The organism is Algoriphagus aquimarinus, from assembly GCF_900112005.1.
Taxonomy (GTDB): Bacteria; Bacteroidota; Bacteroidia; order Cytophagales; family Cyclobacteriaceae; genus Algoriphagus; species Algoriphagus aquimarinus.
This window is the reverse complement of the sequence record NZ_FOKK01000031.1, coordinates 1-24,480: the sequence shown is the minus strand read 5'-3', so window position 1 is coordinate 24,480 and position 24,480 is coordinate 1. Positions and strand designations below refer to the sequence as shown.

Sequence of the window (24,480 nt, the reverse complement as noted above, 5' to 3'; positions counted from 1 at the left end):
GCTAGCGGGGTAACTGTACGATTCAAATTGTTTGTAATCATACCGCTTAATCCATGATCCTTCATACCTCGATAAAAGAGGATGATCTTTAGAATTTGAAACATCCTTCTGAGCGAAACCTTCAGAAGTGATCCACCCTAAAAAAAACATTACTAAAATAAAACGTTGCATAGTACTAGCTATAAATTTAACCCGAAGAGTACTGTCGAGCTACAAATATAGTACTACCGTGAAACGCAAAAGTTAAGTTAAAAGCCACTATACATGATATTTATGTTACTTTTTGTGTCACGGTTGGAAACTGAAATGCTTTATTGATTCCGAATATGTTGAAAATAAGGCTTAAGTAGCTTCATTTTGAAATTCTCCAAATTCCTCGCAGTGTTACTTCACAACAGCATTTTAATCAATTGGCCAATAACCTATTTATTTTCCTTACTACTAATCGCACATTAATACCATCAAAAGTTTTAATCCATCAATAAAGCAATTTGATCACACAAAGGGAATTAGTGCCTATTTTCTAAAAGGTCATTCATTTAAGATATGACCCACAGCGATAAGAGCGCTGGCTTGATGCCTCGTGTGCTGTACTCAGGTTAATTTTCCTCTTCGAAAGTTTATGATTTGTGTAAAGTTTTATCAGGACAAGACACTCCCCTCCAACCGGACCTATTGTTGGCTCTGTGTAATAGTGCTAATGCAATTTGATAATACAATAATCACCCTACTTAGAAGCAGCATTCCGTAAAAGAGCAGCTGTCTCATTTGACATACCCTCTGGTACAAATTGTATTTTCTTAGCCGAAACATTAAACAATTCTGAGAACCAAACACATCCTGCCAAATATTCACCATTACTATTTGCATGAAAACGATCTTCCGCGGTCCATAGATCTATGTTATATGCTTTGGAAGCATGAATAAAGGCATCACCAGATTTCAGAATTGGTGAATTGTAATGCTTAGCCAATGTTTTATAATTTTTTTTCAAGCCTTTATACATTTGATCAGATGTAATCCCAAACCCTTCCAGCCTCTCACAGTCCGGTGCGTAAGCCCATGTTTGATGAATGTAAATCTTTGCATCAGGCGAATAGGTGTTGACGAAATCAACAATTTCATCAGCATAAGGTTGATAAGTCTCAGACTTGTAACTCATATGACTAACCTGTTGGATCGTGACCACATCCCACTTTTCTTGAAGCAACATATCTTTCAAAGATTTGCCCCGATACGGCTTAAATGTGGAATCTTGTTCATTTTTCTTTATGTAGTCCGCATGTTTGTCTAATGATGAACCACCAATATTTGCACTCCCTATTACAATATGGAAACCTTCTACAGATTGAGTAATTTCTAGTAAGTATTGGCTCGCATTATCAGCAAAACTGTTACCTATCGTCAACACCCGAATAGTATCTGTAGCTGCTCTCTGAACAGAGCTGCTAGCAAAAATTAGCTGCGTTGAACACAAACATAGAATCAATATAAGGACTAGTGAGATTTTTACTTGTTTCATTTCAGGAGTAATAAATTATTGAACAACAGATGTATAGGATGGTATGACTGATAGTTAATCACAGGATAATAAAGTATTATAATTTCTTCGATACACCTTTCATATAGCCATGTCTTTCTAGAAAATCCTCTGAATCTTGAAGCATTTGAAAATAGATCGCGGAGTAGCCTTTGCGATACAAAAAGATTGGATGTGCCGCTCCTTGGTACAATTTCAATTCCCCGTCAATTCCAAAATTTTGAAGGGCATTCATATATTCCTCCGCTTTACGTTCAGACAAATAGGGATCTTCTGTACCTAAAAGTATCAAAGTAGGCGGCGTATCTACATTGACATTATGCAAAGGAGATATCTCCTTATACCTTGTTTTCATCTCAGTAGACCCATACCCATCCGGACCATTATCTAATACTGGATAATATAGCAGATTAAGGTTTGATTTGGAGCTTATTGAATGATCTTCATTAGACTCTTCAAAACCGGTAATTGTACCTGTAGCGGCCGCTAAATGACCTCCCGCTGAGGCTCCAGCTGCAGCGATTCTATCCGGGTCAATCCCATACTTGTCGGCATTTGCCCTAATCCATCGGATGGCAGATTTAGCATCACTTACACTTTCAAAAACAGTTGTGCCATTATCAAACTCTGTTCTATAGTCAGCGGTAATTGCAACTATGCCTTTGGAAGCGAAATATGCAGCTTCTCTATAAAACTGTAGTGCTGTTCCCACCTTCCAGCCCCCACCAAAGAAGTAAACAATACATGCTTTTTTTTCATTTCTGAACTTCTTAGAGGGTTCAAAAATATGCAGTTTTAATGTTTCCTTATCTGTGTTTTTATAGCTTACTATTTTAGGATCAAATGCTTCAAAAGGCTTGTCTAGCACTTTTTGGAGTTTTTCAAACCATACGTCCGCCATTTTCTTCGCACCACTATCATTTGGATGTACCATGTCCGTAATGGTATCCTCTTGCCAGTCGAATTTTCTTGCCTGATCTACTAAGTAGATCCCATCGTATGCCTTTCGCAACTCAGATACCAGTTGTTCAAGTCCGCTATTCAATTCAGGTATATAAGAATACTTGGGCAGCTTACCGCTTTCTACCACGGTGGTAAGCAAAATTCTGGCGTCAGGATTTATGAGCTTGATTTTCTCTACGATACTTTTTTGCGCAGCAATAATTCCCTCTATGGGCTTCTCTTCTGCAAAATGATTGTGACCAGCATGAAGCAACACGATGTCTGCTGGATATTTGGAATATATACTGTCAATATTGTCTCCTAAAAACTCAGCATTTTTCCCACTATATCCAGCATGAGCAATTCCTCCAATACTTGTTTGAGCTTGATTTGGCCCAATAAATTCAACCTGATATCCTGCCACAAATAACTTCTCCCAAAGTGGGTACAGATACGAGGAAAAATCATTTCCTCCCTCAGTAATAGAGTCCCCAAGTCCTAGTAAAGTATATTTCTTTTGCTGTCCAACTTGTACTTTCTGTGCCATAGAATATTGAGAAACTAGCAATAGTACAGATACGATCAAAGCTAGCCTGAGTACATATTTACTAGCAATAAAGTGATGTATCATTGAGCTTTTTAGATTATTTACTGATCTCCAACTTATGAGTTTGATTGCATTAAATCCTTCAATTCTCAATAGTCAACTTAGCCACTTTTTCCATAAAGCCATATCCATACTTAACAGTAAGTTCATCGCCGGATTTCACCGCAAGGCTCTTTGCTCCTGATTCCACGCTTCCTTTAGTAATCTTAAATCTGCCAATATAAATTTCAGAATAAGGAGACTCCTCCACCAATTCCACCCAGATATCTTGTCCATTACTATTGCTAAGTAATAGGTTGACAGGCTCTTTTTTGGTAGGGTCAAAATTCAATGATGCTTTAAGTTTGATAATCAACTCATCGCTTTGCAGCTCCATAGTAATGGAAGTATAGTAATTTGCCATGTAGCCCATACTCGTATTGAAAGCGGTATTAAACTGAACCCAACCTTCTGTCCAACCCAGATCTCCAACTTCTGGATGGTTTGGGTAATGGAAGGATTTCGGAGAACCATCGAAGACAAACTTTACTTCATCGAGCAGCCCAATTCCTCCCTTGTGAAAGCTATACCAACCAAGCTCCACTCCTTCTATTTCGCTAGGTCCTCTATATGAAAAATGTCTTCCTGTGGGATTTCTGCCAAAGGAATTGTCAAAGTGAGACCAAGCTAATATCTCCAATGAATGCTTCATTTCTTGATCATCCAAGACTGACATCGCCGAAAACAAAGCCGCTGGAAGACCTAACACATTACCTGTCTCATTCCAACTTGGAGGTGTCCATTCATCCTCACTAAACTTTCTAAAATCCCAATAATTATCAGACCTTGAAATTGCAACTTTTGCCCATTCTGCCACTTTCGCTTTTAATCCCGAAGGTGATTTGTCAGGATATTCAGAGAAGAAGAATGCAAAGGCTCTCATCGTAATATGCTCAGACATGCGTTGCCCTTTTGTAGTCATCGGATCATTCCAATCCAGATTTTTGATCATCCAATCCAACTGATTGAATGCTGCATCAAAGTACTTCTGAGCTTCAGGATCACCTTTACCTTTCGCTGCTTCAAACATGATCAAATTTGGAATCACAGAATGCCCAGGAGGAAGCTCTCCTTTGGTGGTGCCCAACTTTGTTTTAAGTGTCAGCAAATTATGAGTTGGACTCAAATCATATTTAGTAGTAGAGTATTCTTCTACCGTCTCTTTTTCCCAGGTTTGTTGCAAATAGGCATACACCACATCAAAATTCTGCTGAGGTAGCCACTGCTTCAAATAAGGCCAGGCATATAAAAAGTAAGCCAACTCCGCCTTTTGCATTTCATGCTCTAGTTTATGGGAGATTTTCACATCTGCATCCCAGTGGATCAACTGTACGATATCTGGGGTATTTGCAGCATACGGTTCCAAGGCACCCCAGGCACCATCATATTCTTCAGAAAATGAATCGTTAGGGACATAGTGAATAGTTTGCTCCATTCTTTCAAAAGCGGTAGGATTGGAAAGGTAAAGGGATACCAAACTCTGCTGTGCCCAGTTGAAAAAATCACCGTCCCTCCATGCCCATGATAGTGACCTAATTGCATCGGTAGTACCAAGGTAATGTCTGGAACCTATCATGAAGTCTACCATATTTCGATAGCTCACCCGCTCCATCCAATTCACTCCAATGCGAAAAGGAAATGACTCTTCCTCCGCCACCACAATCGCGTAATCATCTGATGATAAGGGATTGAAATCAGAGAAGTCCCCGACGTGATTCGTTAGCTTCCCCTTGAAAACAACCTGTCCTGTGGACTGATCGACTACATTAAAGTCAGCATCAGCCGCTAAGCTAGGTGCTGAAAAACGCTTTGGTCTATTGAGATTATACCCACTTTGATTGACCAAAATCTTCTTGACATCCATCGCAGTACTATCCACATACTCTTGACCATAGATGGCCAATTCGGTGATGGCTAATTCCTTATTCGTTTCTGCAAAAAATCGAATACGATCCGAAAGCACAGGCTTTGTTAATTCTAAGGATATTTCCTTTTGAGCATTTCCCTTGACCTCTTGCACGTTTTGCCATGTTCCATTGTGCATGATCTGAAGCTTAAACTCAGGCAAAATGACTGAACTAGCAGCCAGGCTTAGATCGATTCTCAAAATTTCAGTTGCACCAGGCAACCGCACCATTAGCCAACTGAATTCATCTTCGGAATTACTTTTCCAGCTACTCGATGGATCAGTTTTTCCATCAATTGCTTTTTCTGGATTGAATCCTTCTTGGGAAGAACTTGCACTTGCAGTACCCGTCAGTGACAGGTTATTTTGCTGTGCATGTACTATGCTTATGGAACTTAACCAAAGAGCAAAAACGATTAGTTTGATGTAAGTATATTTCATTCTCTCTTATCTATTTTCTTGTATCTGATACCTTTTCCCTGGCTCAATCTCAAAGAAATACCCCTTCCTTGCTTCATCCCAAGCTAATTCACTGTGAGCAATTCCATCTTCGGTGATGCTATAGGATTCTCCTGCACCACTTGGTGTTTTTATTAGGGCCTGAGATTCTCCATCAGGAAAAGTGAATTCATAATCTTTTCCCTTGAAATTTAAAGGGAAATAATAAAGGTAGATTTTGTCATTCTTGCGCAGTACGATGCAATCATTTCCTCCTATAAACAATGGGAATTTATCATCTGGTAAATTGTAATCAGCATAGGTTTTTTCACCTTCCAATACTTCTCCCGATTCCCAATCCATCCACTTTCCTGCTGGTAAATAAAGATCCCTAGACTGTGCTTTAGCATAATCATTTCCAAAAACGGGAGTGGCCAACAAAGACTCTCCAATCATCCAGCTGTATTGACGTTTGGTTGAATCGGCTAGGTAAAAAGTGTTTTCATCCTGCGGAAAAGCCAATGGAAGTGGTGTCATCGCATAAGGAAAACCAGTTTCAAATCCCCTGATCACTTCATTATATATATAGGGTATAAGCTGAACGTGCATGTCCACGGCTTTTTTCACTGAAGCTTCATAGGTTGCATTTTGCATGTGCCAAGGGCCATAACCCAGAGACATTACAGGCATTACTGCTGCAAGCATTGCATTTCTAACAAAATATCGCTTCTGATCTTCCGTCAAGGGATTCGTCAAATACTTCCCTGCAACAATATCCGGATAGATATTCCCAACTCCGCTGTAGGCATAACTAAGCGCATTAATAGGGGTTCGATCCTGATCAAAACCATACTTGGTATCCTCCATTCGAAGAATATCACCGGGAACTCCAAAGGCAGAATTTCTAATCATGACCATTTGGCCTTTATCCATAAAAGCCGCGTTAACAGCATTCTGCTTCCCATCATTATTCAACAATACGCCATCTTGAAGCATGAGATCTTCCTTGATACCATCTACTCCCCATTTGTCAAAATTGGAAACAAACCATTCTACGGCTTCAGGCATCTCCGTATTGAGTAAATAGGTTTTTCCCGAAGGAAAATTAACATCAAAAACCTCAGTTAACCCAGATTCATTTTTGATGAAATATCCCTTATCCATTGCCTCTAAGACAAATGATCCATCATTTGTAGGATTATAATTTCCACCGTCTTCTGGCAATGCTTTAAAATTGATTCTACTTCCCAAGAGAAGTTTAATTCCTCTTTCCTTGAAAAATCCCTTCAGTTCCTGGACATTCGGATATCTTGGATTGGGCAGACCATCGTTTCTTCCAGCTTCAGGAATACTGTCCCAAATCCCAAAAGATGTAGTTGTACCTTCAGTTGGTTTCTTACGCTCGCCTTTCCAAAAACCACTACCCACGACCGCCCATTTTAAGGGATATCCTTTTTCCAAATAAGTAGAAATATCCTCCTGAACAGAAGATTGATAAGTATTCCAACCTAGGGAACCAAATGCTTCGTAGCCAATTTCAAAAAAATCAAATTTAGGCTTCTTACTTCCATAGCCCTCACGTTCTCTTACTTCATTATAGCTTTGATACAGCTGCTTAGGCTCTCCAAAAAAGTAATATGCGTTAAGCTTGGGAGCACCACTCACCCCCATTTTGTTTTCTACAGAGTCTATCGCGATTCTTTTTTCACCTTTGTCAAATATCACCTGAGCAATTCCCTTGGATGGAAAAATGGCAAATGTGGATATAAACCGATAATGATTCCAGTTGTAGCTTTCCGTTTTATCATTCATAAAATGATCGTTTCTAAAGCCAAACAAGTCTGTCTTCCCCTCATATCCTCCATGATCTCCTAAGCCATAAACTGGAGACATGCTTGCTGTACGAATCTCCATCACCAATTCGGTATCTTCCTGCGCTGCCCAAATTTCTATATGTAGCTGATCTGCTTCTAATACCATTCGGAAATTAGCCGCAAGACCTTCCGCATTTCTCAGTTTTCCGCGAAGTTCATTTGCACTCAGCTCATAGCTTTCTACTTGTGCTGAGGAAGGTGAATTGTCTTTATCAGAAAAAAGAATTCCAGACACAGCATGTGCCGGAAGAATTTCCTTTCCCGAATTATCCACTACAGTAAATGTAGAATTCGCCTTGCTCAGTTGGAGTGTGATCGAGTTCGATTCAACTCGAATCAAATCTCCATCAGATGATTGCCCATCACAGGAGCTAAAAAGCAGGATTATTGGAAAAAAGAGTAAATAAACAAATGACTTAATTTCTAGAAATAACGATCTCATTGCAACTCTATTTTCAATACTGACATGCCGAAGCCTTCAATCGCTACATTCCATTTCCCTTCTTTTTCCAGCTTCTTGATAGATTTCCCATTGGCATCCAAAACCTGAATGGATTTTACATCAGAGGCTATTCCAGCTTCTTTCAAATCCAACATGATCGTACCTTCTTGCTGTTGATAGTATTGGTTCAATAGGATAATATGAAGCGTTTTTCCATCCTCCGATTCTGCAACGATATGCTCCAAAGACGGATTACTAACTGTTAGGCCTTTTGTTAAAATCCTCAGATCGGCACTTTCACCAAACACTTTCCCAGGAGCGAAACCATAACTTTGATGAGGCCCAACTTTCGGCGTGATAAATCCGCGAGGGAATACGATATTTTGATTGGAGCGCACTTCCACCTCAGCCATCAGGTAATCCGTAATCCACCCGATCTGCCACCAAGCATGATGAGGGAAAGGGCCCGAACCAGCATCCATGACTTTCCAATAGTATGAAGCAACACTCGTTTCTTTATTTACAAAGGCATCACGACCAATAGCTGCTGAACGTGCCATATCTGCAAAAATCTGCTCTCCAGTCAATTCATACATCCGAATAAACATCCCTGCATGACTTGCTAATAAAATAGGGCCATGACCATTTGCCGAACCAATCGCTCCTCCATGCTCGAAACTCAAGCCTGCCTGTGCGATTTCCCAATCTTGCAGTGATTTCCCGTTTACAGATTTTACAGTTTGAGTAGGAATGGGATGAGTATAAACATGTGTTGTATAAATCTTTGCTGTCGCAATCGCCGCATCTTTATAGGCCTCATCTTGGGTTAGATCATAAAGATCTAAAAATGCCTGTGCGCTTTGCCCTGTTGCAAAATCAGGCATGTAGCGTACATCCCCACAAACACCTAGGAAACTTCCATTTTCTACTCCATTTGCAATAAACCAATTAGCCCCTTTTACAGCTGCATCAAGATATTTCTGATCGCCCAATAACTTGTAGGCTACCAGCAACCCATAAAAAGTAGGTCTGAAATCCTTCACTTCTTGAAAGATCTCCGATTCGTCTCTCTCATAGGCAGCAACCCAACTGCCGTCAGCCTTCTGCCAGTCCACCAATAGATCGGCACCATACCTCAAGCGTTGCTGCAGCTCAGCATTATCAGGTTCAAAAAGTAAGATATTTCCCACATCAAGCATGATGTAATACATCAGACCGATAGGCTCGACCATCTGCCCCCACTCTTCTACAAATTTCTTTGATTTGTAAAGGTAATATTGACCAATCGCCGCTCCCTTGAAAAAGCCGTCGGTGGTTTGTTGTTGTTTCAGTTTAAAATTCAGCGCGTATGGAAGTATTTGCTGATTGATTTGCTGGTTTTTAGTGCTTTTTGCAAGCATCCACATAGCTCCATAATCAGCATTCTTCATGGCATCCTTATCAGATCCTACCACGCCTCCTAGATAGGATTGTGCTCCGATTTCCTTTCCATCAAATTCCTCAGTGCGCCATAAAGAGGTTTCTGGATCCATTAGGTAGTCATGCATCTCTTCCACTCTATTGCTCAAAGACTGTTTGTTTTTTCTGAGGTTCAATCCAGCTTCAAAGTCATAAACATCATAAACCGCATGATTTAGCATGGCAAACCAATCCACCGTGTCAATGCTTACCCGAAATCCATAATTCATGGTATCCCCAGGCTTCATTTCGCTATTTACCTCTCCCAAAACTGGATAATAAATGGATGGTGACAATTGCGCATTTCTGTTCATATGCGAAAGCCCAATTTGCCATTTGGAATGTGTGTTCTCATCAGCTTCCCATGGATCTCTATCCAATCCCGGATCAGGAATGACTGCTATAGTAAAGCCCTTTGCTGAGGTGATCATAGGACTCAAGGTACTCGCAGTATTTTCGCTAAACACGATAGGTCGAGCAGGAACCCCATTCCCATAAGCATAGGACAGCGGAATGTTTTCTTCTAATTTTTTCCCATGAAAATATCCTGGAACGGTAGCCCATTGCAGCTCTGATTCAGGAATGGTAAGCAGTGTGGGACTAGCCAAAGAATAATACCCCTTCAGTGTTGACTTCATTTCTTGCCGAATAAAAATATCCGTAGAATTCCCAGAAGCTAGTGTCCAAACACTCGTGATCTTACCTCTATCCGTAGTCTTAGTAAATCGAATACTTGAATCATTCAGCTTTTCAGCTTTGTCAGGATAAAATCTCAATTCCTCCCCAGCAGTATTCATATTCACAGGAGACGTTCTTTCTTTCCAAGTGGATATGATGTACTTATATTCCTCTCCTGGAAATGGCTTGCCTGTAGTTGTGAGAAATTCCTCCTGAGGTTCATCCCCTGGTTTCTCATCAGCATAAAGAAGCATATACTCTCCAGAGGTATGTTCTAAAGCCTGCCAAAATTCCCCATTCCTAATGGATAGGTTGGAGATCTCCCAACCCTTGGCAGATTCGGTCCATTCGATCTGAATTCGCTGATTTGATAGTGCAACCTTTTGCTGAGCGTATAGCTGTCCAGAAATCAGTAGGAAAAGGCTATAGAGAAGAAATTTAGGGTTCATTATTAGTTAATTTATATGTGTATCTGCCTTTGCCTTTAACCTGACAAATGCTTGATAGGGCATGTAAAACTTAAGAATTGAGACCATATCGGTCACCCGTCTTCGGTCTTCCTGCCAGCAAACCTAAGAAAGTAAGTCTACTGGCAACTCTTCGCTATTCATATAAAATTTCAATTAAGAATTTTACTTACAGATCAGTCCGAATAATGCAGCAGGAACGCTCTCACTTGGGTGATCCAATTCGATAATCAGTTCCTTGGTACTGACAGCTTGCTCAAATGAAATGATATTAATCGTTTGATGATTGGCTTCCTGGGTATGCAATAGCTTACCATTCCCATCCTTAATTCTGTAAGATTTAACACAGAAAGGAATCTCAGATTCAGGATGGCCCATCAATGTAGACTCCATCGGGTGATCAAAATCAGTATCAAAAAACAAGGTCACTTCTTTTATTGACTTGATCGAGCTCCAGCTAAGTTTTAGTTGAGGATTTTTGTCTTCAATAGATGCAACCCAGGCATTAGGTTTTACCGTTGGTCTGAATACTCCATTCCTTAAGTTGTCCTTTCCAAAGGCCTTCAGAGGATCATTTAATTCAAAGGCAAGATTGTAACCATTTGGTCTTCTTTCCGGAACCCAGAAATCAAACTCGTCAATTCCAATTCCCGGAGGAGGAGATTGAATACTACTAGTCGCAACTGACTTATTGAATTTATTGAAAATCGAAAGTACTCCAGTCAAGCGTGTTGAAGAGCATTTTACTTCCAATTCATCATTTTGCATTAGACATAAAGCCACATATTGTGTGGTATTGCTTTTAAAATCAAAGTCAATCTGATAGGAATGTTCTCCTTCGTTGACATCTATTTCCTTTCGCTCCACCAACTCATCTAAGGTATAATTACCAAGGATCTGACTCTTTCTAATTTCAAGCTTCAGCGTAGATTTCTGCTTAGACTTGATACTCAACTTCACTGAAAGCTGTTGTCCTTCTGATACAGGAAGCAACTGAGCCACAGAGAATTCCAACGATTTCCATGGTCCATCAACTGGAAGTGAAATAAGTTCAAGTTCACTGGAAACTTGGATTTCAGCATCTTGTAGAAAGTTGTTTTCTAGCCCTAAACTCAATTTAGGAATGTACTGTCCCGACTGAATTAACAGGGTTTGAAGCGCTTTCATAGGTTCACTGGCAAGCAAGTCAGATGGAAGCAAATTCCTTTCTTTGCAAAGCTTGGCAGCCATCGCAATCGCTTGACCATTGTGAGCACAGGTAGCCATCACTCGTGTAGAACCGAATGCGACATGGCTAGCACTTATCAATCTTCCGCCCAAAAACAGATTTTTAATATTTCTGCTGTACATCGTTCGGAAAGGAATCTGATAGACACCTTTGGAATGCCATTGAGTACATCCAGGTTTGTCACTGAACACCCCGTCTGCAGGGTGAAGATCTAGCGCCCATCCACCAAAGGAAACAGCATCAAAATGCTCTCGCTGCTCTACCACATCCTTTTGATGCATGATGTAATCTCCTTCAAATCTTCGGCTTTCTCTTTTACCCGGAATAGTGCCCACCCACTCTAGAGTCAGGTTTTCTACATTAGGATATTGGCCAGAGTTTTTGACATGATCCCAAATCCCATAGATAATCCGCCAGAGCTCCCATTTGATATCTTCACTGTTGTGTATGGTATCCGTACGTCCACCATATTCTACCCACCAAAGTCTGCAGCCATCTTCCCGAAGGTTAAAGGTTTTGAATCTTGGCAATTTTGATAATTCTGTATTGGCATATGCCGGAGCTATATAGCGAACAGGCTTGCCTGTGTCTTTACTATAGAAATAAAGGGAATGTCCCAAAAGCTCTCCATACTTGTGATCAGGGGCAAATTGCTCATCAAATTCTTCCTTTGATTCAGCGCCCATTCTAAAGGCAGCACCGGATAAAAATCCAAGTATTCCGTCTCCCGATGCATCCATAAACAAGGGGGCAGACAGGATATATTCGGTGGAGTTTTGGCTACAAAAGGCTTTGACAAAGTCAATTTGATCCTCACCTCTTTTCTCCAACTCGTACACACTGGTATTCAATAAAAGCTTGATATTGTCCTCCAAATGCACTTTTTCTATCAAGATGGTATCCAAAATAATCGGATTACCTTCTGGATTTCTGTACATATTTTCGACCATCAACTCATCGATGACTCCTCCTTCTCGAGCCCAGCGATTATTGTTACCCATATGCGAGGTCGCACCAAGCACCCAAAGTCGGATTTCCGAGGAAGCATTTCCTCCGAGCACAGGTCGATCTTGAACCAAAGTAACTTTCAAACCTTCTCTTGCGGCAGTAATTGCGGCACAAGTGCCAGCCATTCCCCCACCCACAATCACCAAATCTGAAGCTAGCGTTATCGAATGAGATTTTCTCTTTCCGCTTTCAATACCTTCTAGTATCATAGTATGCATAAATGAATTATTTCTCTTTTTGAAGTTTAAAAGACTGTGTGGCATACCGATAGAGCAAGCCTCCTAATCCGGTGATCACTACACCCAGGATCATTAAGTAAATGGCAGCTTGATCTGCCCAAAATGTAAGAATCAGGAATAAAGCGCCGATGGTAGCCATCGCTATTGAAAGCACTTTGATCCCATACAAATTCTGTATCTCTCCGCTTGAAATTGAGGCTTCATCGATTACCTCTTCGATGGCGTAAGACTTGGGATCTCTGGCGTTCTCTTTTCCAATTAATTCATATGCCAAAAGCATTAGGAAAGGAAGTCCCACTCCCAGTATCATTTCTTCGCTTCTATCTAGAGAAAAACCGAGGAGCGTTGGAGACAAAAATTTAAAAAACAGGTTGACTGATAAACTTATAATCGTCACACCAAGAATTGAAGTGCCATTTTGCTTTTTTGAGAATAGCGCCCAAATAGCAGGACCATAAAGTGCCCCACCTGTCACAGCACCTATACTCAAAACCACCTCTACTATTCCTCCAGCAAGAGGTACCAAAAACGCTACGCCGATTGTCAAAACACCAAATACTAGCGTAGACAATCGTGCAAAACGCATCAGACTTTTATCCGATACTTTTGGTTTCAGGGGCTTATAAATATCATTTGTAAGAACTGCAGCGGCCAAATTCAACGACGTATTGACTGAACTGGCAGTGGCGAAAATCATCCCTCCGATCATCAGTCCAAGCATTCCAACCGGAAGCACTTCCTTACAGATCATTAGATAGGCTCCCTCAGCCTCTAATCCCTGTAATGAAGGATTTATTACTTTGTAAATCATCGGCGGCAACATCCATATAATCGGACTTACCAAGTATAAAGCGCCAAATAAATAGCCAACTTTACTTGCTGATTTCTTGTTTTTGGTACTGGTGTAGCGCTGCACATAGGCCCAGTTTCCGCCTATAAATACTAAGTTGTACGCACAGAATGCTATTATAAATAGCGGAGTATACTCCCCATTAAATACATTAAAAAAGGTTTCAGGAGCAGTTTCTGCGAAAGTGGCTAGTCCACCTACTTTATCTATTGATAAAGGCAATACAATCAATACTGCAGCTGTAAGTATCACGAACTGTAGCACATCTGTCACCACCACTGCCCATAGACCTCCTACCGCGGTATAGACCATGATGATTCCTCCTAAAAGAAGAATAGAATAGTAGATATCAAAACCAGTAGAAACGTTGACGATTTTGGCAACAGGATATAAAAAAGCGCCTGTATAGCCTAATGACAAAAACAAAAAGAGGTAAGTGTAATATTTTTGGACTTTCTGCCCAAAGCGTTTGGTCAAGTACTCTGCTACTGTTAATGCATTGGTTCCTCGCCACTTGGGTGCTATAAAATACCCAATCAAAAATCCAGCTAGACACATAGCCATCTGTATAGTGATCGCTACAAGCCCATACTCATAAGCAATTGATCCCCAGACCACAAAAGTACCTGCGGAGAAAAAACTCATGAACAGCGAAAGACCGTTTATTCCCCAAGGAACGGCTCCTCCAGCAGCGAAGAAAGATTTCATATCTCCTCCCTGTTTTCCAAAGGATAATCCCACAACCATGATGATCAGGGTAAAGAGAATAATGGTAGTGTAATCGAGGTAATCCATACTAAAATGAGCAAACTTATTAAGGCTTGCTGAGAGTTTGTTTATTGATATGCTATCGATGTAGCACTGAACTGAAAATTACCCGTAGTGTAAAATTCACTAGTACACTACGGGTAAAATAATCTCTATCGCCAATCAGGATTTTGCTCCAAAAGCGGATTTGCATTTACTTCATCCAAAGGAATAGGGAAATAACGGTGCTTCGGTTCTGGTTTTCTTACAGGGAAAATAGAATTAACCGCAGTTGGAATAACTGTTAAAAATTTCCCAGTCCTAGTTAAGTCATACCATCTATCGGCTTCACCAAATAACTCCCAAGATCTCTCCTGAATTACAGCATTAATGAATTCTTCTTTACCTAATCCAGCATTCAAGTCATCCAAACCAGCTCTATTTCTAACCTTATCTATAAAACCATAAGCTTTACTGGATGATCCATTCAACTTAGCTTCTGCTTCTGCAGCTATCAAATAGACATCTGCCATTCTGATTATCGGGAGGTTAATAGCATAACTGTTCCCGTTGGAGTTTGGATCTTTAAATTTGCCTACTAAGACACCGTCCTTGGTTACGGGCGTGATCTTTTCCTGAGGTACAACTACACCACTTTTATTGATGTATGAAGTCGCTAATAGATTTCTTCGCTGATCCTTTGGATCAAATGAATCGTAGAAGGATTGATATGCAAAGGCAGATCCATACGAACTGTTGCCATATTCAGGTCCTGAGCTACTTGCAGGTCCATATAAAGAAGGTACTTGAGTTCCTCTACCCGGCACTGCAGAAATACTCTCGTACGACCAGATGTTTTCGGCACGAGCCTCTGTCTCTTTATCTACATCAAATACATCCTCTACAGAATCCAATAGGCGATAGCTTCCAGAATTAATAACAGCCTCTGCCATATCTAATGAAGTCTGAAATTCACCACCATACAAAGCAGCTTTTGCATAAAGAGCCATAGCAGCCTCTTTGGACGGTCTTCCAAATTGAGGTGTCTGTGTAGCATATGATGTTAAATTCATAACTGCTAGATCTAAATCTTCGAAAATCTGACCATAAACTTCAGCCATAGAACTTTTTGGATTGTAGGCATCAAGTTCACTTTTACTTGGAGCAGTTTTAATCACCACATCACCAAAGTTCTTAGTAAGCATCCATAGATAGAAAGCTCTCAGGAAATACGCTTCCCCCAAAATTGAGCTCTTCCTAGTTTGATCCATTACAATAGTTGGAACTTTATCAAGAATCCAGTTTGCTCGTTCTATACCCGCATAGCATGAGGTCCATGTTTGAAAAGGAGATTCGAAAGTTCTACCAAAACTTTTTTGAGAAGAGTAATTTTGGTCGTAAGTAAACAAGGTATAAGTATCTCTAGCCACAACAGGTCGTGGATAAATCTGATCTGTACCAAAATCTGAAGAATGCGTAGCCGCATTGAACAAATCAGCCATGGGATCATATGCAGCTATTAAAGCCGTTTCGGCATCGCCGGCAGTTTGGAAGAAGTTATCTGTAGTAATACTAGAATAAACATCTTCCTGAAGCTCACAGGATGTTAATCCGAAAGCGAGCCAAATGACACAAAGTATTGAAAGTAAATTTTTCATTTAGTAATTTTTTTGGGAGTTAGAAAGATATCTGGACACCAACCAAGTATGATTTAGCAACAGGGTAAACCAAGTTGTCAATTCCTATAGCAGTGTTAGATCCACCATAAGAGTTGACTTCAGGATCATATCCTGTATAATTTGTGCTAGTCAGCAAATTATTACTACTCAGGTAAACCCGAATCTTCTGGAATCCTTTGACATCCGTCAAAGTATAGCCTAACGAGATATTCTTTAGTCTAATATAGGTACCATCTTCCAAGAAGCGATCTGAAATCGGCAGTCTTCCGCCCTGAAAACCAGACACATACTCCTGAGAAGGATTTGTAGGAGACCATCTGTCAGCAAGACCTGCAAGAACATTTCTGTTACCCAAAGGATTTTCAAGAGTATATCTACTCACATTATAAATATCATTACCCACAGAACCTGAAATGAAAAAATTCAGATCAAAACCCTTATAGCTAAGGTTATTAGATATTCCAAAAACATAGTCAGGATTAGGGTTTCCCGTAATTACCTGGTCAGCGTTAGATATCATTCCGTCCTCGTTGATATCTTTTACTTTGGTACCTCCAGTTCTACTTCCAGAGCCTGGAAGAATCTCTTCTCCTGTTTGATAAATGCCATCAAAAACAAATGTCTTAAAAACACCTAACGGTTGACCTACAGAAACTACACTGTAAGAGTTGACGAATGCTTCATTGACATCACCGTCAAGTCCAAGCACTTTATTTCTATTAAAGGAAATATTTGCGTTGACATTCCAGTTGAGCGCCTTATTGATTACAACCGCAGACAAGGACATTTCCAAACCTTTGTTTTGTAGTTCAGCAAAATTACCTACGATAGAACCATAGCCTGAACTCTGTGGCAATATTTTAGTGTAAAGTAGATCTTCAGTTCTCTTTATATAATAGTCAGCTACGAAGTTGAATCTATCATCAAGAAAACTTAAATCAATACCAAAGTTTGTCTGAAAAGAACGCTCCCATCTTAAATCAGGGTTTGCAATTCCATTAGGAGCCAAACCTGTTGCATACAAATTGCCCAAGTTATAGGAAGATCCAGAGCCAATGGTTGCCAAAGATTGGTAAGGTGAAATAGCCCCTGCATTACCTGTCAAACCATAAGATCCTCGAATCTTAAAATCAGAAATTGCACTGATATTCTTGAAGAATTCTTCTTCAGACACTCTCCAGGCAGCGGAAACTGCTGGAAAAAATCCATACTTGTTATTTTGTCCAAATTTGCTGGATCCATCAGTTCTAGCTGTCAAATCAACAAAAAGCTTGTCCTTATAGCCATAATTAACTCTTCCCATGTAGGAATCTAGACGCTCACTTTGTCTGCTACTCGAGGCTGTAATATTTTGAGCAACTTGAAGTGCTTCATTTAAGGTCGCATCATTTGGAAAACCAGAAGCATTGATCTGATTAACTCTATATTGATCTGATTGTGTAGAGAACACACCGGTAAATTTCAGGGAGTGAATATCACCAAATCTCTTACTATAAGAAATTATGCTTTCATGTAGAAGCGTGTTCAAATCTCTATTAATCTTTCTGCCTGTACCAGAGTTAGAATTGATATCGCCTTCACCTATTATGTATAGCGGAGAATAATAATCATTTAAATCATTCTGAAGAACTGCATTAAATGTAGACTTATAAGTTAGCCCCTTCGCAATTTCAAATTCAGCAAATAAATTAGCTAAAATCCGTTGAGTGGAAGTTGTATTAGTGATTGCAGAAAGTCCCAATGGGTTGACAACTTCTCTATAACCTCCTTCAACTTGGTCTGCGAATGGCCAAAAATTACCATTATCATCAAAAGGTTGTAAAGTTGGAGGAGCTCCAAGAGCCGCACCTACCATACTTGAGGTGATTGCTGCACCATCCAAACTTGTTGAACCAGTTGGAATGGAATTATTGATATTCTGGCTTCCAAGAATACTTGTTCCAACCTTTACCCTGTCATTAATTTTATGGTCTAAATTAATTCTTAGAGAATATCTCTTAAAATCAGAATTGAGCAATATTCCCTCTTGATCGAAGAAATTTCCTGATAAGGCAAATTGAGTTTTCTGATTCCCTCCCATTACAGATAGTTGATGGCTTTGAATAGGCGCATCTCTAAAAATTACCTCTTGCCAGTTAGTGCCAACACCTTCTGCGCTAGGATTGTCAAAAATAACTCGCTTGTAAACTTCATTCTCTAATTCAGCAAATTGAGATGCATCCAGCATTTCTAGTTGTTTACCCGTTTGCTGAACTCCATAATAACCATCATAAGTCACCACAGTTCGACCTGAAGTACCACGCTTAGTAGTTACTATTACTACCCCATTAGCACCTCTGGCACCATAAATAGCAGTTGAAGAAGCATCTTTAAGTACTTCTACTGACGCAATATCATTTGGATTGATAGTAGACAGCGGGGATAAATCATTTATTCCACCACCATTAGAAACCTGTACTCCATCAATTATATAAAGAGGTTCTGAACTACCTCTAATAGAGTTAGTTCCTCTTACACGCACACTTACACTTCCTCCTGGTGCGGAAGAGTTCTGAACCACCTGAACACCCGCTATTCTTCCTTGTAATCCCTGAGCAACATTCGCAATAGGAGTCTGAACCAGCTCATCGGCTTTGATAGATGCTATTGCTCCAGTAGTCTCAATTTTCCTTTGAGTACCATAACCAACTACAATAACTTCATCTAACTCACTCAAATCTGGCTCAAGCCTTACCGTAATGGAAGTTTGGGAACCAATTACTATTTCCTTTGATAGGTATCCTAAATAGGAGAAAACTATAACGGACTCATTAGCAGGAGCGTTAATAGTAAAATTCCCATCCATATCGGTAACCGTACCCACTGTCGTACCTTTTATTAATACGTTCGCCCCTGGAAGTGGCAGTTCAGATTCATCTAAAACTTTCCCACGAACTGTAGTCTGCTGAGAAAATGCTGGTAGAATCTGAAAACAGAATATGCTAAAAAAAAGCATAAATAACTTTGTTTTCATAAATCAGGTTATTTTAGTTTACTATTTTTTTGGATTAATCATTATTTGTGTCGTATAGACTCTATATACCTACCCGATCAAACATTTCCCTAATATACGTCTCTAAAATAGATTGATAAAGACAAATTTAACATAGTGCGAATTTTTACATTGAGAACGTTATCGGAAGGGTTTTCATTTGTCAAAATGATAAAATAATGAGGGATTATTTAGCAATACAATAATCGGAAAATTCAATATATTAGGGCTTTCCAGCACTACCCAATTTGATTCCACTCACTAAACGGAAATGGATAGAAACAAATTCTTTTTAACCGCCTATTTTTAATAGGCATGAACAAAACAATAAAGAGAAAATTCTAGAGAAGAATTGATTTAAAGACTTTATGTCTATATAAAATTAAAAAATAAGCACTTTCTAAGACTTATCTTAGACGCTCAATTTCGTCAGTTAATTTGGCAACTAACTTTTGGTTATCACCAGCAAACCCTGAATCCATATATCTAACGATTCCCGATTTATCTATTACTATTTTGACAGGCAAACCAGTTACACCAAAAACCTTGGCAACAACATCATTTTTGTCCTTATAAAAATTAATATCCAAGCCTCTTTTCTGAAGAAAATCAAAGACATTATCGGTTGTTTTACCTTTAACTTCTAATGAATTTACATAAAGGAAAATCACATCATTATCAGAGGAAAAGGTCTTCTCTACCGCAATCATAGCAGGAAATGCTTTAATACAAGGAGCACACCAGGTTGCCCAAAAATCTAAAACGACTACTTTACCTTTAGCATCTTCTAGCTTAAATTCTATGCCACTGTGAGACAGTAACTCGAAAGTAGGAGAAGGTTGATTTTTCAATTCTAAATTCTGAGCAAAACTACTATAACAACTAAGTAAAATAGAAAAAATAACTAAATAACTTTTTGAATTAATCTTCATAATTGATTCTTATAAAATCTTCAATCAAATACCCGTATACAAATTTAGAATTGATAATAGCATTTTTCATATTGGTAACGAGCACATCTCCTTCAAACAACTTCCCTTCAACAAGAGATAAAAATACATTCGTTTGATTTTTATTCATAAAGCTAATACTCTTAGACAACTCCTCCAATGTAGCTTGATAAACAATTGGAACACGTTGCAATCTATTCAACAAAATAGTCCGGGAATTCACATCCAGTGATGAAAACAAGGTTACTAATTCTAGTTGAACAGATTCTTTATCTAAAAGTATATCCGGAAGACTACTTAGTATTTTTTTCTTTGCTAGTGGAATATCATTAATCAAAAGGTCAGTCCACAAATCTGTATCAGATATATAATCCTGATCTGTCAATCTTTGAATCACAAAATACTTATAACCAGTCCTTCCTGAAGTAATAAAATCTTCTTTAAGCAAGGAATTATATAGTTTTTCAGTATGGTCATTAATCATATTCTTAATCTTACCACTATGTGACAAATGCCAAAGCGTGTAAGATGAATAAAGTGCGCCTTCTACTACTTCGTCCTTTATCTCTAATGCCGTAGCACCTGTAGTTCCATCTACGACATCGGAAGCTTTGATTTTCTCTTTGTCTATTAACTCGCTCTTTTGCTTGAATTTTAGAATTGAGCCATCATTGCTCAGCAATTCATGAAGTTTACTATAATCGTTTTCAGTAAAAGGCTCGTGATCAAATTTTGTCAAAGGATGCATCGCAACTGTATCATACCCCACATAGTCACCGACCAGGTCCCAATACAGTTTAATGTACATTATCTCACAAATCTCATCGTCACATACTGTAGTTCTAATTGTTGACTCATAGAATAATGGTCTTTCAGAATCCCTGATCAACGCTAGGGAAATTGGCTCAATAAAGCCCTCCTCCATCAATTCCGCCATTTCAATTCTTTCAAATGAATCCTCTATTTGCAGAGGCAATTCGAAAAATAGAGGATTCTGATTATGCTCCTTCCCTACCAATCCCAGCCAAAGTAGCGCCAAGCCTACAAGTTTGAAAGACTTCACTTTTTGGGAGCTATCGTATTGTAAGTCTTTTGTGCTTTGATCAAGGCCATGTATTCTTCCAAGTGGTCCGTATAAACTTCACGTGGGTCTATCCCATATTTTTCACAAATGACCGCAGCGATTCCTACTGCAGCTCCCATTTGACCTGTGGTTCGCATTACTCTTGGTCCACCTAATCCTATGTGTGAACAGCTAAAATTTCTCCCTGCCATAAATAGGTTGTCAATATTCTTAGAATAAAGAGATCTATAAGGAATGTAATACTGTGGAGTTTTGTAAAAAATCGCCTCCGAAAGAAAGTCAGGCTTACCTTCATCCGTTAGATTTTGCTGATAATGAACATCTATTTCGCGAATTTCCATCACGACAGAGTCTTCAAATTTACGTAAATCCGTCACATCATTAAAGGTGAAAATATGATCACCTACCAATCTTCTGGATTCACGCTTTCCAATCAAATAGGATATCCACTCAAATTTAAGATCTTTTGAAGCTTCTGTCTTTTTAGCATTGGCAAAGGAACCATAGATTGCTTTCAGCATGTGGTCTCTTATTTCTTCTGCATCATCGATCTGATGAAGATCCAACCTTGAAAGTTCCCATTTCCAGGTTCCTTCAGTTGCTTCATGAGATTGAGCTACTTCTTCTGCCCAGGGAACTTCCGGAAAATCCGTAGAAGCATCAGCTTTCACAGTTCTCCATAATACTGAAGAACCCATCACGAAGTCATCAGCTTCTTCTGGAGACCAGAGTTCTCCCCATTCCTCATAAGCTTCACCATAGGTGTCGACAGATTCTCTACCATACATGAAATCCGCTCCAGCCCAAAACCCAATCCAACCGTCTCCGGTAGAATCAACAAATCTCGGTGCTACAAAGCGAATTCTCTTGCCCTCTGAAGTATGTCTAGCATCTACTGATTCTATCCTATTTCCATTTGTATTGGCATCATAGGCCCTCCAATTGGTGAAAAGATGGATGTTTTCATATTTTTCTACATTCTTATGCCTCTTAATTTCATCCTGATATGCTTCTGGAGAACCATTAGGATAATGCTCGGTATCCAGCATTCTGAGAATCCTTTCGAAATGACCGTAAATCCCTAGCGTGTGCACTCTGATCTCGCTACTAGCATTCCCACCCAAAACCGGACGATCATGAATCAACGCAACTTTCAATCCTTGTTCAGCTGCAGCAATAGCAGAAGCACATCCTGCAATGCCACCACCTACAACTACTAAGTCAAACTCCAAGACCTCCTCTGGACTTGAAGCTTCATTTGACTCCTTCATCCTCCATGTAGCCAATTCTGCATTTCCACGTGGTGGAGTAGTTTCGTCAGTACTAAAAAATATAGCATCACATCTACCATTAAATCCTGTTAGATCGATCAAATCAATTTCGGTAGCACCAGCCTTAAGACTTACTTTACCTGCATATTCCCAAGACCATCCCGGAGTTGTTCCTAAAGTTTCAGGCAAAGTTTGTCCGTTGATTGCTACTTGAAACCTCCCTGGCGCTTCCCAGTCTCCTGGCGCCCAATTTTTAGAACGAACCCAGATATGATATTCTCCTGCCTCGTCAAGTTTAAACTTAGTATGTGCATTTGCAACTGGTGTTCCCATGCCATGCGCCATTAGATAGGGAGATCCCATCTGCTCAACGAATTGTGGGTCGACAACCCATCCTCCTGGATCATCAAAACTTTCTGCTTCAATTAATACACGTTGAGCAAAAGATAACTGAAAAGAGAAAAATGAGACTAACAGGAAAGTAGCTATTCTATAAATCATGGGCATATCATAAATTGAACTCTAAATTACTTATAGATTACGAAACAAAACATCTACAATAACCTAAAAACCAAAACTTTATACTGCAAACGTTTTCGGTAACGTTATCAATTGCCTTCTTTATAATAAATAAGCTGATTTCTTAAGAATTCAATAACACTACATATCTTAAAATGCATTAAAACCACCTCGGTGAGTGCACAGATAAGATTGATGAACTGAGTAGTTTACTTAACTTGGAATGGTCATTAGCACAGGAGGGTAATATATGAGTAAGAAAGTAACCACAATTAAAGATATAGCTGAAAGGCTAAGCATTTCAATTGCTACAGTATCAAGAGCTCTTCGAGGATCCTCTGATATCAAGCGGGAGACAAAACTTGCTGTCATGGAGATGGCTAAAGAAATGGACTATCATCCCAATCTCCTCGCTAGTAGTTTGAGTAGTAAAAAATCAAAAATCTTAGGTGTAGTCGTTCCTACAATCAACCGACAGTTTTGGTCCAATTCTATATCAGGTATTGAGAATGTGGCCTATGACAAAGGGTATAAAGTGATGATTTTTCAATCAGCCGAGTCATTTCAAAAGGAAGTTGAAATTGTAGAAACACTGGCAAATAGCCGGGTGGACGGGATCTTATTAGCTCTGTCAAAAGAGACGAATACTTACAATCACATTCAAAGTATCATGAACAGGGGAATTCCTGTATTACTTTTTGAAAGAGTATGTTCAGAAATAAATTCCTCGAAGGTGATTACTGATGATTTTAACGGTTCCAAAGAAGTGGTTCAGCACCTGATAGACAGGGGGAAACGAAAAATCGCCTATCTAAGTGGCCCCATGTCACTCGGAGTATGCGAAGACCGTCTAAATGGATTTAAGGAAGCCCATAAAGACAACGACCTTCATTTTGACCAAAATCTCATACTGGAAATAAGTGATTTTACTTTTGAGGCTGCTGAAAATGCCTTAATTAAGCTTTGGGAAATGGAAGATAAACCTGATGCCCTATTTTGCTTCGCAGATATATTAGCTATTGGTGCATTAAAAGCAAGTAAAAAACTGGGAATAAGAGTGCCTGAGGATTTGGCAATAGCTGGATTTGGAAATGATGATATATGCAGATTCGTCACTCCTTCTCTGACGACCATGTCTCAACCTTCTTTTGAAATGGGGCAACTTGCTGCTAATCTAATTTTAGAAGAAATTAACTCAGAGGATGAAGAACATCAACCTCATCATCGGACAATCAAACCTGTTCTGGTAATCAGAGAAAGCACATAATTTTTACTTTAATAAGGTTTTCTATTTATACTAAAAATCAACACTTATCTAATAGCTTCCTTCAGTCTGAATTTTGTCGGTAACAGAAGCTACATGGACTTTTTCTGTATCAAGATCTTCTTGCTTGATGATATTTATTACATACCTAGACATCTTTTCGTGTGAATTTTCTCCCACAACGATGATGACATAATAGGTTTCATTTTCATGAGATCC

At 39.4% G+C, this 24,480-nt stretch carries 13 protein-coding genes; 1 reads left to right on the top strand and 12 read right to left on the bottom strand.

Annotated features, from left to right (window positions below):
- Positions 1-727 precede the first annotated feature (727 nt).
- The 12 genes from BM291_RS21420 to BM291_RS21365 all read right to left on the bottom strand — a co-directional run bounded on the left by BM291_RS21420 (position 728) and on the right by BM291_RS21365 (position 22,979).
- Complete coding sequence (locus BM291_RS21420) at positions 728-1,522, bottom strand: DUF4886 domain-containing protein (RefSeq protein WP_092901931.1); 795 nt, start codon at positions 1,520-1,522, stop codon at positions 728-730.
- 76 nt (positions 1,523-1,598) lie between these two features.
- Positions 1,599-3,113 carry an alpha/beta hydrolase fold domain-containing protein gene (locus BM291_RS21415; protein ID WP_139229169.1) on the bottom strand — a complete coding sequence of 505 codons (1,515 nt, stop codon included), beginning with the start codon at positions 3,111-3,113 and terminating at the stop codon, positions 1,599-1,601.
- Between the two features lie 58 nt (positions 3,114-3,171).
- A complete protein-coding gene (locus BM291_RS21410) occupies positions 3,172-5,475 on the bottom strand; it encodes a discoidin domain-containing protein (protein WP_092901925.1) in 2,304 nt (767 codons plus the stop codon).
- Between the two features lie 6 nt (positions 5,476-5,481).
- Positions 5,482-7,788, bottom strand: coding sequence for a TIM-barrel domain-containing protein (locus BM291_RS21405; protein WP_092901922.1), 2,307 nt, complete (start codon positions 7,786-7,788; stop codon positions 5,482-5,484).
- Complete coding sequence (locus BM291_RS21400) at positions 7,785-10,373, bottom strand: beta-L-arabinofuranosidase domain-containing protein (RefSeq protein ID WP_092901918.1); 2,589 nt, start codon at positions 10,371-10,373, stop codon at positions 7,785-7,787. Before BM291_RS21400 ends, BM291_RS21405 begins: the two co-directional genes overlap by 4 nt.
- A gap of 183 nt (positions 10,374-10,556) precedes the next feature.
- Positions 10,557-12,845: an FAD-dependent oxidoreductase gene (locus BM291_RS21395; protein ID WP_317045699.1), complete on the bottom strand. Its 2,289-nt coding sequence runs from the start codon at positions 12,843-12,845 to the stop codon at positions 10,557-10,559.
- 7 nt (positions 12,846-12,852) lie between these two features.
- Positions 12,853-14,511, bottom strand: coding sequence for a sodium:solute symporter family protein (locus BM291_RS21390; RefSeq protein ID WP_092901915.1), 1,659 nt, complete (start codon positions 14,509-14,511; stop codon positions 12,853-12,855).
- Positions 14,512-14,636: 125 nt separating this feature from the next.
- Positions 14,637-16,121: a RagB/SusD family nutrient uptake outer membrane protein gene (locus BM291_RS21385; protein ID WP_092901912.1), complete on the bottom strand. Its 1,485-nt coding sequence runs from the start codon at positions 16,119-16,121 to the stop codon at positions 14,637-14,639.
- Between the two features lie 19 nt (positions 16,122-16,140).
- Positions 16,141-19,155 carry a SusC/RagA family TonB-linked outer membrane protein gene (locus BM291_RS21380; RefSeq protein WP_092901909.1) on the bottom strand — a complete coding sequence of 1,005 codons (3,015 nt, stop codon included), beginning with the start codon at positions 19,153-19,155 and terminating at the stop codon, positions 16,141-16,143.
- 425 nt (positions 19,156-19,580) lie between these two features.
- Complete coding sequence (locus BM291_RS21375; protein ID WP_092901906.1) at positions 19,581-20,105, bottom strand: TlpA family protein disulfide reductase; 525 nt, start codon at positions 20,103-20,105, stop codon at positions 19,581-19,583.
- Complete coding sequence (locus BM291_RS21370) at positions 20,095-21,186, bottom strand: hypothetical protein (RefSeq protein WP_092901903.1); 1,092 nt, start codon at positions 21,184-21,186, stop codon at positions 20,095-20,097. The genes BM291_RS21375 and BM291_RS21370 overlap by 11 nt, the downstream gene beginning before the upstream one ends.
- On the bottom strand, positions 21,183-22,979 hold the full coding sequence (locus BM291_RS21365) for an FAD-dependent oxidoreductase (protein ID WP_092901900.1): 1,797 nt from the start codon (positions 22,977-22,979) through the stop codon (positions 21,183-21,185). The genes BM291_RS21370 and BM291_RS21365 overlap by 4 nt, the downstream gene beginning before the upstream one ends.
- Before the next feature lie 268 nt (positions 22,980-23,247).
- Here BM291_RS21365 and BM291_RS21360 point away from each other — a divergent pair, with 268 nt between their 5' ends.
- Entirely contained in the window at positions 23,248-24,264 is a 1,017-nt protein-coding gene (locus BM291_RS21360; RefSeq protein ID WP_092901897.1) for a LacI family DNA-binding transcriptional regulator, read from the top strand.
- The last annotated feature ends 216 nt before the right edge of the window (positions 24,265-24,480 follow it).

Coding starts and splice junctions, on each gene's coding strand:
- BM291_RS21420 (WP_092901931.1), bottom strand. CDS start 1,522: ATGAAACAAGTAAAAATCTCACTAGTCCTTATATTGATTCTATGTTTG.
- BM291_RS21415 (WP_139229169.1), bottom strand. CDS start 3,113: ATGATACATCACTTTATTGCTAGTAAATATGTACTCAGGCTAGCTTTG.
- BM291_RS21410 (WP_092901925.1), bottom strand. CDS start 5,475: ATGAAATATACTTACATCAAACTAATCGTTTTTGCTCTTTGGTTAAGT.
- BM291_RS21405 (WP_092901922.1), bottom strand. CDS start 7,788: ATGAGATCGTTATTTCTAGAAATTAAGTCATTTGTTTATTTACTCTTT.
- BM291_RS21400 (WP_092901918.1), bottom strand. CDS start 10,373: ATGAACCCTAAATTTCTTCTCTATAGCCTTTTCCTACTGATTTCTGGA.
- BM291_RS21395 (WP_317045699.1), bottom strand. CDS start 12,845: ATGCATACTATGATACTAGAAGGTATTGAAAGCGGAAAGAGAAAATCT.
- BM291_RS21390 (WP_092901915.1), bottom strand. CDS start 14,511: ATGGATTACCTCGATTACACTACCATTATTCTCTTTACCCTGATCATC.
- BM291_RS21385 (WP_092901912.1), bottom strand. CDS start 16,121: ATGAAAAATTTACTTTCAATACTTTGTGTCATTTGGCTCGCTTTCGGA.
- BM291_RS21380 (WP_092901909.1), bottom strand. CDS start 19,155: ATGAAAACAAAGTTATTTATGCTTTTTTTTAGCATATTCTGTTTTCAG.
- BM291_RS21375 (WP_092901906.1), bottom strand. CDS start 20,105: ATGAAGATTAATTCAAAAAGTTATTTAGTTATTTTTTCTATTTTACTT.
- BM291_RS21365 (WP_092901900.1), bottom strand. CDS start 22,979: ATGATTTATAGAATAGCTACTTTCCTGTTAGTCTCATTTTTCTCTTTT.
- BM291_RS21360 (WP_092901897.1), top strand. CDS start 23,248: ATGAGTAAGAAAGTAACCACAATTAAAGATATAGCTGAAAGGCTAAGC.